This is a genomic window from Pseudomonas sp. LBUM1659 (assembly GCF_059716045.1).
In genome coordinates this window covers 6,388,503-6,400,603 of record NZ_CP166797.1, presented here as the reverse complement: position 1 = coordinate 6,400,603, position 12,101 = coordinate 6,388,503, and the positions used below count along the sequence as shown (strand labels likewise).

At 58.0% G+C, this 12,101-nt stretch carries 13 protein-coding genes; 7 read left to right on the top strand and 6 right to left on the bottom strand.

The annotated features are described in order from the left end of the window. Window positions 1-143: 143 nt before the first annotated feature. Window positions 144-1,331 (top strand): C17 cyclopropane fatty acid synthase CfaB, encoded by a 1,188-nt coding sequence (gene cfaB / locus ACA048_RS29270; protein ID WP_497627344.1) that lies wholly within the window; start codon window positions 144-146, stop codon window positions 1,329-1,331. Here the strand turns inward: cfaB and cls are convergent. Further along, complete coding sequence (gene cls, locus ACA048_RS29265) at window positions 1,328-2,767, bottom strand: cardiolipin synthase (RefSeq protein WP_497627343.1); 1,440 nt, start codon at window positions 2,765-2,767, stop codon at window positions 1,328-1,330. The two genes, cfaB and cls, sit on opposite strands and share 4 nt — an antisense overlap. 131 nt (window positions 2,768-2,898) lie before the next feature. On the opposite strand from cls, the gene ACA048_RS29260 reads away from it, so the two are divergent. Beyond that, window positions 2,899-3,420: a DUF3617 domain-containing protein gene (locus ACA048_RS29260; protein WP_497627342.1), complete on the top strand. Its 522-nt coding sequence runs from the start codon at window positions 2,899-2,901 to the stop codon at window positions 3,418-3,420. A 60-nt stretch (window positions 3,421-3,480) separates the two neighbouring features. Here the strand turns inward: ACA048_RS29260 and folE2 are convergent, their stop codons facing one another. Continuing rightward, complete coding sequence (gene folE2 / locus ACA048_RS29255) at window positions 3,481-4,383, bottom strand: GTP cyclohydrolase FolE2 (protein ID WP_497627341.1); 903 nt, start codon at window positions 4,381-4,383, stop codon at window positions 3,481-3,483. A gap of 100 nt (window positions 4,384-4,483) precedes the next feature. Here folE2 and zigA point away from each other — a divergent pair, with 100 nt between their 5' ends. Together zigA and ACA048_RS29245 are read left to right on the top strand one after the other, a co-directional pair. Beyond that, window positions 4,484-5,692, top strand: coding sequence for a zinc metallochaperone GTPase ZigA (gene zigA, locus ACA048_RS29250; RefSeq protein ID WP_497627340.1), 1,209 nt, complete (start codon window positions 4,484-4,486; stop codon window positions 5,690-5,692). Beyond that, window positions 5,692-6,342, top strand: a complete 651-nt coding sequence (locus tag ACA048_RS29245; protein ID WP_497627339.1) for a DUF1826 domain-containing protein — start codon at window positions 5,692-5,694, stop codon at window positions 6,340-6,342. The genes zigA and ACA048_RS29245 overlap by 1 nt, the downstream gene beginning before the upstream one ends. Before the next feature lie 4 nt (window positions 6,343-6,346). On the opposite strand, the gene ACA048_RS29240 is transcribed toward ACA048_RS29245, so the two are convergent. Then, window positions 6,347-6,703 (bottom strand): NADH:ubiquinone oxidoreductase, encoded by a 357-nt coding sequence (locus tag ACA048_RS29240; protein ID WP_497627338.1) that lies wholly within the window; start codon window positions 6,701-6,703, stop codon window positions 6,347-6,349. 27 nt (window positions 6,704-6,730) lie between these two features. Between ACA048_RS29240 and ACA048_RS29235 the strand changes: the two genes are divergently transcribed. Beyond that, a complete protein-coding gene (locus tag ACA048_RS29235) occupies window positions 6,731-7,696 on the top strand; it encodes a CobW family GTP-binding protein (RefSeq protein ID WP_497627337.1) in 966 nt (321 codons plus the stop codon). Here ACA048_RS29235 and ACA048_RS29230 read toward each other — a convergent pair. After that, window positions 7,693-8,106 carry a DUF3301 domain-containing protein gene (locus ACA048_RS29230; RefSeq protein ID WP_123433186.1) on the bottom strand — a complete coding sequence of 138 codons (414 nt, stop codon included), beginning with the start codon at window positions 8,104-8,106 and terminating at the stop codon, window positions 7,693-7,695. The genes ACA048_RS29235 and ACA048_RS29230 overlap by 4 nt on opposite strands. 120 nt (window positions 8,107-8,226) lie before the next feature. On the opposite strand from ACA048_RS29230, the gene pdxY reads away from it, so the two are divergent. Beyond that, on the top strand, window positions 8,227-9,099 hold the full coding sequence (pdxY, locus tag ACA048_RS29225) for a pyridoxal kinase PdxY (protein ID WP_497627336.1): 873 nt from the start codon (window positions 8,227-8,229) through the stop codon (window positions 9,097-9,099). A gap of 124 nt (window positions 9,100-9,223) precedes the next feature. On the opposite strand, the gene ACA048_RS29220 is transcribed toward pdxY, so the two are convergent. After that, the gene (locus tag ACA048_RS29220; RefSeq protein WP_027926265.1) at window positions 9,224-9,706 is read right to left on the bottom strand and encodes an acyl-CoA thioesterase; all 483 of its coding nucleotides are present in this window, start codon (window positions 9,704-9,706) and stop codon (window positions 9,224-9,226) included. A gap of 201 nt (window positions 9,707-9,907) precedes the next feature. Here ACA048_RS29220 and ACA048_RS29215 point away from each other — a divergent pair, with 201 nt between their 5' ends. Then, a complete protein-coding gene (locus ACA048_RS29215; protein WP_497627335.1) occupies window positions 9,908-11,671 on the top strand; it encodes a cation:proton antiporter in 1,764 nt (587 codons plus the stop codon). Between the two features lie 21 nt (window positions 11,672-11,692). Here ACA048_RS29215 and ACA048_RS29210 read toward each other — a convergent pair whose 3' ends face one another. Continuing rightward, a complete protein-coding gene (locus ACA048_RS29210; protein WP_007943369.1) occupies window positions 11,693-12,100 on the bottom strand; it encodes an SMI1/KNR4 family protein in 408 nt (135 codons plus the stop codon). Window position 12,101: the final 1 nt, after the last annotated feature.

Sequence of the window (12,101 nt, the reverse complement as noted above, 5' to 3'; positions counted from 1 at the left end):
TTCAACTGTGACCTGGCTTAAGCAGTGGATTCACGCTGGTTGCAGCTTCGCTGATTTTAGAAAACGGCTATTAATTCGATAGCCAGCTAATTTTCAGAGATGGTCTACCCTCACATCAGACGTCTGAAACAAGGGGATTGTCCATGCTCGCGCACCTTCCACCGGCCTTACAGAATCTGCATTTACCGCTTCGCCTGCGACTCTGGGACGGCCATGAATTCAATTTGGGACCGACGCCCAGCGTCACGATTGTGGTCAAGGATCCACAAATGGTTTCCCAGTTCACCCATCCAAGCCTGGACGCGCTCGGAGCGGCGTTTGTCGAGGGCAAGCTTGAGCTGGAAGGCTCCATCAGCGAGGTTATCCGCGTCTGCGATGAATGGAGCCAGGCGATGCTGGACGAGAATGACGACAATCAACCCGTTCGTGTCCTCCACGACAAGGAAGCCGACGCCAAAGCCATCTCCTACCATTACGACCTTTCCAACGCGTTTTATCAGCTATGGCTCGACAGCGACATGGCGTATTCCTGCGCGTATTTCGAGACCGGCAGTGAAACCCTGGAGCAGGCCCAGCAGGCCAAATTCCGTCTCCTGTGTCGTAAATTGAGGTTGCAGCCGGGTGAATATTTGCTGGACGTCGGTTGCGGTTGGGGCGGACTGGCGCGGTATGCGGCGCGGGAGTTCGGTGCGAAGGTGTTTGGCATTACGCTGAGCAAGGAGCAACTCGCCCTGGCCCGTGAGCGAGTTAAGGAGGAAGGTCTGGAGGATTTGGTCGAACTACAACTGCTCGACTACCGCGACCTGCCGCAGGACGGACGCTTCGACAAAGTGGTCAGTGTCGGCATGTTCGAACACGTGGGCCACGCCAACCTGGCTGAATACTGCAAAACCTTGTTCGGCGCGGTGAAAGAGGGCGGTCTGGTAATGAACCACGGGATCACCGCCAAACACATTGACGGTCGGCCGGTTGGGCGTGGTGCTGGCGACTTCATTGGGCACTATGTGTTCCCCAACGGCGAGCTGCCGCACCTCTCGATGATCGCTGCCGAAATCAGTGACGTGGGGCTGGAGATCGTTGACGTGGAAAGCTTGCGCCTGCATTACGCGCGTACCCTGGATCACTGGAGCGAACGCCTGGAGGACAATCTGGAAACGGCGTCCAGGCAAGTCCCCGAGCAAACCTTGCGGATCTGGCGGCTGTACCTGGCGGGGTGCGCTTATGCATTTGCCAGGGGCTGGATCAACTTGCACCAGATCCTCGCGGTTAAAGCCCACCCCGATGGCAGTCATGAGTTGCCCTGGACGCGCGACGATATCTACACCCCTTAAAGAATCGGTGAAATAAGCCGGGCGACCCGCATGCCGAATTGCTGCACGCGGCGGGTCTCCCGGCTTTCTTCTTTGGCGATTTCATGCGCCTGAGCGAAGTCATCGTTGAGCATCTGTTCCACCTCCGCGGCAAACACGCTGTCGACCGTCAACAACATCACTTCGAAGTTGAGTCGGAACGAGCGGTTGTCCATGTTGGCACTGCCGATGGCGCTGATTTCACTGTCGATCAACACCACTTTCTGGTGCAGGAAACCGGGTTCATAACGGAATACTCGAACACCGGCGCTTACAGCTTCGAAGGCATACAGGCTGGAGGCGGCGTAGACGATGCGGTGGTCTGGACGAGAAGGCAGCAACAGTCGCACATCAACACCCCGCAACGCCGCCAGCCTGAGTGCCGCGAATACCGCTTCGTCGGGAATGAAATAGGGGGTGGTGATCCACACTCGCTCAGTCGCTGCATGGATGGCTTCGACGAAGAATAACGAACAGGTTTCGTAGGAATCCGCCGGGCCGCTCGCCAAAAATTGGCAAAGCACGCCGTCGTCGGGATACACGTCCGGCAGGATCAATGGCGGCAATGATCGCGCAGCCCAAAACCAGTCTTCGGCAAATGACTCCTGCATACAGGCCACCACCGGTCCCCGCACTCGAACATGGGTGTCTCGCCACGGCGCCAGCGGTGGTTTCTCGCCCATGTATTCGTCGCCCACGTTATGCCCGCCCACGAAACCCAGCACACCATCGACCACCACGATCTTGCGATGGTTGCGGAAGTTGACCTGGAAGCGGTTGAGCCATCCACTGCGGGTGGCGAACGCTTTGACTTCAACGCCGGCATCGCGTAACGGTTGCACGTAACTTTTGGGCAGGGCGTGGCTGCCAATGCGGTCGTAAAGCAGGTAAACCGCGACGCCTTCGGCGGCTTTTTTCAGCAGCAGATTGTGCAGACGCTGGCCAAGACGATCGTCGTGGATGATAAAAAACTGAATCAGTACGGCTTCTTTCGCACCGCTGATGGCTTCGAAAATCGAATCAAACGTGGCCTGACCATTGATCAACAAGCGTACTTCGTTGTTTGCCAGGCACGGCATTCGGCCAAGCTTGGGCATCGCCCGCAACGACGCGTAGGCATTGGAGGCACGAGCGGTCAGTGCCTCTTCGACCCAAGGGCGCCAGTTGAGTTCGGAGACGGCTTTACGCATCTCTTCGTTGGCCTGGCGCCGAGCCTTGATGTAACCATCGAAGGTACTGCTGCCGAAGATTAGATACGGAATGAGTGTGAGGTAGGGCATAAACACCAACGAAAGCGCCCAGGCGATTGATCCCTGAGCGGTGCGCACGTTGAGCACGGCGTGGATGGCCGCGATCGTGCCCAGAGAGTGAAGCAGTGCAATGGTGTAGCCAAAAATGTGTGGTCCGAAGTAATCCATGGGGCAGCCCTGCTCCTGAAGATTCAGTGCTTAACAGACCATGTTCCGTGCAAAATGTCGCTATTTAATTGGCCCATGAACCGAAGCCGAAGGTTGGCGTCTAACGGCCACTACTGATCAGGAGTTACTCGATGAACGTTCGTCTGCTGGGTTTGGCCATGGCTATTGGTTTGTCACTTCCTGTGGCAGCTCACGCACAGATGCTGCAACCCGGGTTGTGGGAATTGACCACAAGCAACATGAAGGTCGATGACCAGAACCTGCCGGACTTACAACTGATCCTCGGTCAGTTGCAGAGCCAGATGACCCCGGAACAGCGCGCGCAACTGGAGAAGCAGGGCATCACCATGGGCGGCAAAGGGATTCGGGCTTGCCTGACGCCGGAGCAGGTGCAGACAGACGACATTCCACTGACGGACCCGCAATCGGGCTGCAAGCAGGAAGTCACCGACCGCACCGGCAACCAGTGGAAATTCCGTTTCAGCTGTCCCAAAGCGCAAGGCACCGGAGTTGCCACATTCCTCAGTGACCGCGAGTTCACGACCAAGGTCAACGGCACCTTCAATGCCACCGGCATCCAGCAAAAGGGTAGTCTCGAAAGCCGCGCCGTGTGGCTGGGGCAGGATTGCGGAACGGTAAAGCCTAGAGTCTAAGACCTTCCTTCGCCGTACACCCGTTTCCTACATCAGCGTGTGGGGGCGGGTTTGATTCAGCTACTCACACGCCGCCTCCCAGTTCCACCGGCTTTCGGCGATGGCATCGTGAGCGTGAAGGCTTTCAGCGTGGACCACGCGAATGTGAAAGGCGTGGATATTTGGGGAGCGTTTCAGGGCGACGTTCAGACGTCGCGCAGCGTCTTCGCAGAACATCAGGTTCTGACCATTGGCCAAAGCAAAAGCCTGTTCATCTGCACGCTTTACCGCGGTTTGTACGGGGGTGCCGAGCGCTGCTTCGGCCTCGTTGATGAGTGCAATCAGCGGCAGGTCATCCCGATGATTGTCCAGCCGCAAGCACAAATGCGCGGTGCTGCGTTGGCTATGGGGCGTCGCGACGATACCTTTTGTGGAACCAAGCCATGCCAAAACGTCCGCGTGTTGCAGCGTCTTGTTAGCGAAGTCATCAACGAATTGCTGCTGAATCAATTGCCGGGACAGTGCTGCTGAGCATGGACATGTCGAGGAATAAGCAACGTCGATTTTCAGTTCCACGTGGAACATTGCGTTTTTCAGACGCGCTTCGATGCTCACTGGATAGGCTTTCCAACCGGCCAATGGGCTGATTAGCGCCGGCCGCTTCAACAATAAATCGCCGTGGATTTTTAGGTACGCGCTGGTAGAGAGTTCTTCGTGAGTATCGAGAAAACGTTGCAAAACTCGTCGCAACAGGGTGGGACTGAGGTTTTCCTGCTCGAGCATTTCCAACGCCAGATACAACCGTGACATATGAATCCCGCGTGCCTCTCCATCATCGAGGCTCACTCCAACATCAGCCCTTGCACTCATTCGTTGACCATCGAATAAAACAGGAAGAGCAATGCCGCACATGCCCACCCAGTCGAGTGGCAGTGCTTGGCGAGAGGCTTGCGCAGCAATATCCGGCAGAGTCAGCGCGTTCATAAGCAGGTCCATCGTAAAGAGGTGGTTTGATTGTGTTGTTATACTATAACATTAAATCAAGCCCGACTCTGCGACCGGGCATCCCTGTGAGGAATACCTGATGCCCAATCGTCTCCCCGTGACCGTCCTGTCGGGCTTTCTCGGCGCCGGAAAAAGTACGTTGCTCAACTACGTCCTGCGTAATCGCGACAACCTGCGGGTCGCCGTGATCGTCAACGATATGAGTGAGATCAACATCGATGGCAATGAAGTCCAGCGTGATGTCAGTCTGAACCGCGCAGAAGAGAAACTCATCGAAATGAGCAACGGCTGCATTTGCTGCACCTTGCGTGAAGACCTGCTCGACGAAGTCAGCAAACTCGCGAGGGATGGTCGCTTTGATTACTTGTTGATCGAATCCACCGGCATCTCCGAACCGCTGCCCGTGGCGGAAACCTTCACCTTCCGGGATGAAGAAGGGCAAAGCCTGGCCGACATCGCGCGGCTCGACACCATGGTCACCGTGGTGGATGGCGTGAACTTCCTGCTCGACTATCAGGCCGCCGAAAGCCTCGCTTCCCGTGGCCAAACGTTGGGTGAGGACGACGAGCGCTCGATCACTGATCTGTTGATCGAGCAGATCGAATTCGCTGACGTCATCCTGATCAGCAAGATCGACTTGATCAGTAGCGGCGAGCGTCAGGAAATGATCGCGATTCTTCAACGCCTCAACGCGCAGGCAGACATCATCCCCATGGTCATGGGCGAAGTACCCCTGGAAAAAATCCTCAATACCGGTCGCTTCGACTTTGAAAAAGCCGCTCAGGCGCCGGGCTGGTTGCAGGAATTGCGTGGCGAGCACGTGCCGGAAACCCAGGAATTTGGCATCGCCTCGACCGCTTACCGGGCCCGCCGACCCTTTCATCCGCAACGCTTTTTCAGCTTCATCGACCGCCCTTGGGTGAATGGAAAACTGCTGCGTTCCAAAGGTTTTTTCTGGCTGGCCAGCAAACCCATGGACGCCGGTAGCTGGTCCCAGGCGGGTGGCTTGATGCGTCATGGTTTCGCGGGGCGCTGGTGGCGTTTTGTACCGAAAACCCAGTGGCCGCAGGACGAAGAAAGCACCGCCGGGATCATGGAGAACTGGACCGCCGCCACCGGTGATTGCCGTCAGGAATTGGTGTTCATCGGCCAGAACATCGATTTCGCACAACTCACCGCCGAACTGGACGATTGTCTGCTGAGCGAGGCCGAAATGGCCTTGGGTGTCGAAGGTTGGAGATTGCTGCCAGACCCGTTCGGCCCGTGGCATGAAGAGGCCGCGGCCTGATGTTGGCGCCGAGTCTGAAGCGGCGTTCGGTCGTTCATCCCGTTCAAGGCGAAACGCCGCAAACGCTGGCCCGAATCCTTGATGACGACGTAAACCTCGCCATTTGGCAGCGCCAACTTGCGGTGCATATCGTCGATTTCGGCCAGTTGCTGCTGTCTCTGAACGCGCCGCTGGCCGAGTCTCTGGTCCTGGAACTGCCAAGCGATGACGTCGAACCCAATTTGCAGGGATTAGCCTCAAGCTTCAGCGGCCTGCAAGGGTATGAAGGGTTCATTGCAGACGTGTCCTGGCTGGTCAGCGCGTTTGCCTGTTTGCTGGGCGCCAAGCGCATCGGCCTGCGTTTGCGGGCGCTGGACAAGGCCATGTGCCCGCGTTTCCACGTCGATCAGGTGCCGGTGCGATTGATCACGACGTATTCTGGCATCGGCAGTCAGTGGCTGCGAGAGGACGTTATGGATCGTCGCCAGTTGGGCAAACCCGAGGCCGAACCTCTACAGGATTCGATGATCGAGCAAATCGCCAGCGGGGACGTGGCGCTGTTCAAAGGCGAGAAGTGGCACGGCAACGAAGGGTTTGGCCTGATCCACCGTTCACCGCAACCGGCATCGGGTGAGCGTCGCTTGATCCTGACCCTCGATTGGCTCGGCTAACGCCTCAAGGCTTAAGCCAGTTGCCCTGGCTCTGTGTTTCGCAAAAGGGCTTCAAATAGGCAGCATCGGTGGCCACGCCGTAATAGTGAATATCCTGGCGGTAAGGCATATTGGCGACTTGAGCGTTGCTGCATACACCGAATGCGCCGGTTGGGCATTGGTCGACGTACTGCACATCGACAGTTTGCCCGGCCAGATTGGGCCGGCAGAAGCCGTCGGCGAAGAGCTTTTCCGGAATGTTGCGGTTTTGCTGGCAGACTTTTACGTTCAATCTCGCTGATGTGGTATGTACCATGCAAGCTTGGGCAAACACCTCGCTGGAACACAGCGCCAGCAGAAACGACAATCCCATCCACCGCATCTTTTACCTCCTCAGAAAATGCCGACCATGTTGCAGAACATTCCCACTCACGTCATTGCGGGTCCTTTGGGCGCCGGCAAAACCAGCCTGATCAAGCACCTGTTGACGCAGCGGCCGGTGGGCGAGCGCTGGGCAGTGCTGATCAACGAATTCGGGCAGATCGGCCTCGACGCTGCGCTGCTGACCTCGAATGCCGATGGTATCGCACTGGGTGAAGTGGCCGGCGGGTGTTTGTGTTGCGTCAATGGTGCGCCGTTTCAGATCGGGCTCGGGCGGTTGCTGCGCAAGGCGAAGCCGGATCGGCTGTTCATTGAACCCTCCGGCCTCGGACATCCGGCCCGCTTGCTTGAGCAGTTGAGGGAGGCTCCGTGGGTCGGTGTACTGGCGGTACAACCCTGCGTACTGGTGCTGGATGCCCAAGCGCTCGCTGCTGGCAAACCGCTGCCTGAGGCGCAACGGGAGACATTGAACAGCGCCGGCTTGTTGGTGTTGAACAAGGCAGAAGATCTCGACGTCGATGATCGCCAGCGAATCGCCGCGCAATTACTGTCTCGTCTTCTGTACTGGACGCAGCACGCTCAGTTGCCATTGAGCAACTTGCCGGGGCTGCAGGCTCGGGCTGAAACGGGTGTGGATAACTTCGTCGTGCCCAAGGGGTTGGCTCAGCTGCCGGCCATCTGGACCGATCCCGCGCTGCCGATTTGCTTGAGTCAGGAGCAAGAGGGTGGCTGGAGCATCGGCTGGCGTTGGCATCCGAGCCAGACGTTCGATGCGGCGCTCATTGGCCAATGGCTCGAAAGCCTTTCCTGGCGGCGGGCGAAGCTGGTTATCCACAGCGTCGACGGTTGGCTTTCGGCCAATGCGTTGGATAACTCGGAACTGGAATGGAAGCCCAGCGAATGGCGCCAGGATTCGCGGATAGAGCTGATTTTCAGTGAATCGCAGGAGGTTGATTCACTGCAAAGCGTTCTGGCGGACTGTCGGTCGGGTTAAGGGCGCCACTTGGTGTGTTCTTGCCGCCACTGGCTCAACTCGATCACCTCGGCGCGGGGCTTCACCACATCGACGACTGCAGGCGTGTCGTCAAACGGCATCGGGTAGGGCGCCAGTTCGATCTGCGCGCTGTGGGCGCCGAATTGGGTGATGGTGCCGTTGTGGCGGGTTTCACCGGTCACGGTGAATTCAAAGTTGTACACGCGGGCCAGGCGCCGCCGGCCGTTGGCGTCTTTGATGAACGCGATCTTTTTCAAGGCCACGTTGCCGTCCAGCAACTCGATGCCAAGCTTGGCACAATGCTGTTTGACCCGCTCCAGCGCGCGCTCGCGCAAGCCGTGGTTGTGCCACAGCCACGCGCCACCGGTGGCGAGCAGCATCAGCACGAAGATATTTCCGAGGGTCAGCATCAACAGGTTGCTCCAGCTAGATGGTGTCAGCTTAACTGCGTCGCCGGTCTGTCGTACAGGCTGCGTTTCGTCGCATACTGCGCGGCTCGAATTTCAATCGTTTTACGGAAAACTCACCGCATGAAACGTACGCCCCATCTGCTCGCCATTCAGTCCCACGTGGTGTTCGGCCACGCTGGCAACAGCGCCGCGGTTTTCCCGATGCAGCGGGTCGGGGTGAATGTCTGGCCGCTCAATACCGTGCAGTTCTCCAACCACACCCAGTATGGGCAGTGGACGGGTGAAGTGCTGGCGCCGCACCAGATCCCTGAGTTGGTCGAAGGCATTGCCGCAATCGGCGAGCTGGGCAACTGCGATGCGGTGCTGTCCGGCTACCTCGGCAGTGCCGCGCAGGGCCGGGCGATCCTGACCGGCGTGGCGCGCATCAAGTCGATGAATCCCAAAGCACTGTATTTGTGTGACCCGGTGATGGGCCATCCGGAGAAAGGTTGTAGCGTACCGGCCGAAGTCAGCGATTTCCTGCTGGAAGAAGCTGCGTCAGTGGCCGACTTCATGTGCCCGAACCAGTTGGAACTGGACAGCTTTTCGGGACGTAAACCACAGTCATTATTCGATTGTCTGGCCATGGCGCGAGCACTGTTGGCGCGCGGGCCGAAGGCGGTGCTGGTCAAGCATCTGGACTATCCCGGTAAACCGGCGGATGGCTTCGAGATGTTGCTGGTGACCGCTGAAGGCAGCTGGCATCTGCGTCGCCCGCTGCTGGCGTTTCCGCGTCAGCCGGTGGGCGTGGGCGACCTGACGTCCGGGTTGTTCCTGGCGCGTGTGTTGTTGGGCGACAGTCTGGTCGCTGCTTTCGAGTTTGCGGCGGCAGCGGTGCATGAAGTCCTGTTGGAGACTCAGGCCTGTGCCAGCTATGAGCTGGAACTGGTGCGGGCGCAGGACCGGATTGCTCACCCGCGAGTGCGGTTTGAGGCGACGGCGATCAGCCTCTGACTCCGCGTTGACCGCATTCGCGAGCAGGCTCGCACACTGAGTTTGTGAACGACACAGTTCAAGTGTAGGAGCGGGCTTGCTCGCGAAGACTATCTAAAGAACACCTTCAAACTGACTCAATAGCTCAGGCATCACCCTTGATTTCCTGATACCGCTTTTCCAGCTCCTGACGAATCTGCCGACGCTGCTGTGCCTGAATGAAGCGGCGTTTTTCTTCGCTGTTATGTGGTTGCAGCGGCGGGACGACAGCGGGTTTGCGGTTGTCATCCACCGCCACCATGGTGAAAAAGCAGCTATTGGTGTGGCGCACCGAGCGCTCGCGGATGTTCTCTGTCACAACCTTGATGCCCACCTCCATGGAAGTGTTACCGGTGTAGTTGACCGAAGCCAGAAAGGTCACCAATTCGCCGACATGAATCGGCTCGCGGAAAATAACCTGGTCCACCGACAGGGTCACCACGTAGCGACCGGCATAACGGCTGGCGCATGCATACGCGACTTCGTCGAGGTATTTGAGCAAGGTGCCGCCGTGGACATTGCCAGAGAAATTGGCCATGTCAGGGGTCATCAATACCGTCATCGACAGTTGTGCGTTTCCGGGTTCCATAGCGTTCTCACGGTTCAAGGCAGAATTTCAGGGGCGCACCTCTGCGGGTGCCTTGTCAGCTTTTCAAAACCAACAGTTATCGGGACGCCGGGCGGGTGGCTGCCGTCACGCGTGGGCCGATCTGTTTCCATATATTGCACCGCCTTTGCGACGGAAGTCGTGGTGTTAACCTCCAAAAGTCCCCTTGAGGAGCTCCACGCCATGCATGCCATCAGTTTCATTCAGGATTTGGCGGTGATCATGTTGATCGCGGGCATGGTGACTGTGTTGTTCCATCGCTTCAAACAGCCTGTGGTGCTGGGCTACATCGTCGCCGGTTTCATCATCGGTCCGCACACTCCGCCGTTCAGCCTGATTCACGACGAAGACACCATCAAGACCCTCGCGGAACTCGGGGTTATTTTCCTGATGTTCTGCCTCGGCCTGGAGTTCAGCCTGCGCAAGTTATTCAAGGTCGGCGCCACGGCGTTTATCGCGGCGTTCCTGGAAATCGTACTGATGATCTGGATCGGTTACGAGATTGGTCGCTGGTTTGACTGGAACACTATGGATTCGTTATTCCTCGGCGCGATCCTGGCGATTTCCTCGACCACCATCATCGTCAAGGCACTCAACGACCTGAAGATGAAGAACGAGCGCTTCGCGCAATTGATCTTCGGTGTGCTGATCGTCGAGGACATCCTCGGTATCGGCATCATCGCGTTGCTGTCGAGCATCGCGGTCAGCGGCACGGTCAGCTCAGGCGAAGTGTTTTCCACGGTCGGCAAGCTTTCGCTGTTCATGATTGTCGCGCTGGTCATCGGGATTTTACTGGTGCCCCGGCTGCTGGCGTACGTGGCCAAATTCGAAAGCAACGAGATGCTGCTGATCACCGTGCTCGGCCTGTGTTTCGGTTTCTGTCTGCTGGTGGTCAAGCTGGAATACAGCATGGTGCTCGGCGCGTTCTTGATTGGCGCGATCATGGCCGAGTCTCGGCAACTGTTGAAAATAGAGCGTCTGATCGAGCCGGTTCGCGACTTGTTCAGCGCCATTTTCTTCGTCGCCATCGGCCTGATGCTGGATCCGATGATCCTGCTGCAATACGCCTGGCCAATCGCAGTGATCACCGTGGCGGTGGTGCTTGGAAAAATTCTGTCCTGCGGCCTCGGGGCGTTTATCGCCGGCAATGACGGACGCACCTCACTGCGCGTGGGGATGGGGCTTTCGCAGATTGGCGAATTTTCTTTCATCATCGCCGCGTTGGGCATGACGCTGCAGGTCACCAGCAACTTCCTCTATCCGGTCGCTGTGGCTGTTTCGGTGATCACCACGCTGCTGACACCGTATCTGATCCGCGCGGCCGATCCGCTGTCGATCAAGCTGGCCGCGGTGATGCCGCAACGGCTGGGCAGGGTGTTGGGTATGTACGGCGAGTGGCTGCGCAGCATTCAGCCGCAGGGCGAGGGCGCGCTGCTGGCGTCGATGATTCGGCGGATCTTGTTGCAGGTAGGGGTCAATCTGGCGCTGGTGATTGCGATTTTCTTCTCGGGGGCGTTCTTCGCCGAGCGCGTATCCGTCTATTTTCAAGACTGGATCAGCGACCCGAGCTGGCAGAAAGCATTGATCTGGGGAGGGGCGCTGCTAGTGTCGCTGCCGTTTTTGATCGCCGCCTATCGCAAGCTCAAGGCGTTGTCGCTGCTGTTGGCCGAGATGGGCGTGAAGCCGGAAATGGCCGGGCGTCACACACAGCGAGTGCGTCGGGTAATCGCCGAAGTGATTCCGATCCTCTCGCTGTTGGTGATCTTCCTGCTACTGGCAGCCTTGTCGGCCAGTATTCTGCCGACCAACAAGTTGCTGGTATTGATCATCGTGGTCGCTGCCGCCGTAGCGGCATTGCTTTGGCGCTGGTTCATCCGCGTGCACACGCGGATGCAGGTGGCTTTGCTCGAAACCCTGGACAACCACAAGGAATCGTCCGGGCATTGACCACGCGGAGCAGCAGGCGCTTCAGCTTTCCAGCCAGACATCCCGCGCCCAGTGCCAAACCGATTCCCAGGTTTCTTCGGCGATCAATTCTTCTTCCGCTTGCCACAGCACCACGGTGCCGTCTTCTTCGACGAGGTAGTAGTCATCACCGTCCTGGCAGATCGGGATCATGCTGCGATCGACGCCAGCGTCCCAGGCGTTGGCGGCAACGTCCGGCAGGTAGGTGTGGGATTGCGGGTCGGTGACGGTCACCGGCTCCAGGCTGCCGTAGACCACGTCGCTGACGGTCAGCAAAAATTCTCTGAAGACGAACGGAATGTCGATGAACAGTTGTTCTTCGATTTCCACGATCTGATCTTCGTCAGGCAGCTCCAAGGGGACCGGTACCGGTTCGTTGGCTTCACGCAGTTGTTCAATGATTTCTTCCACG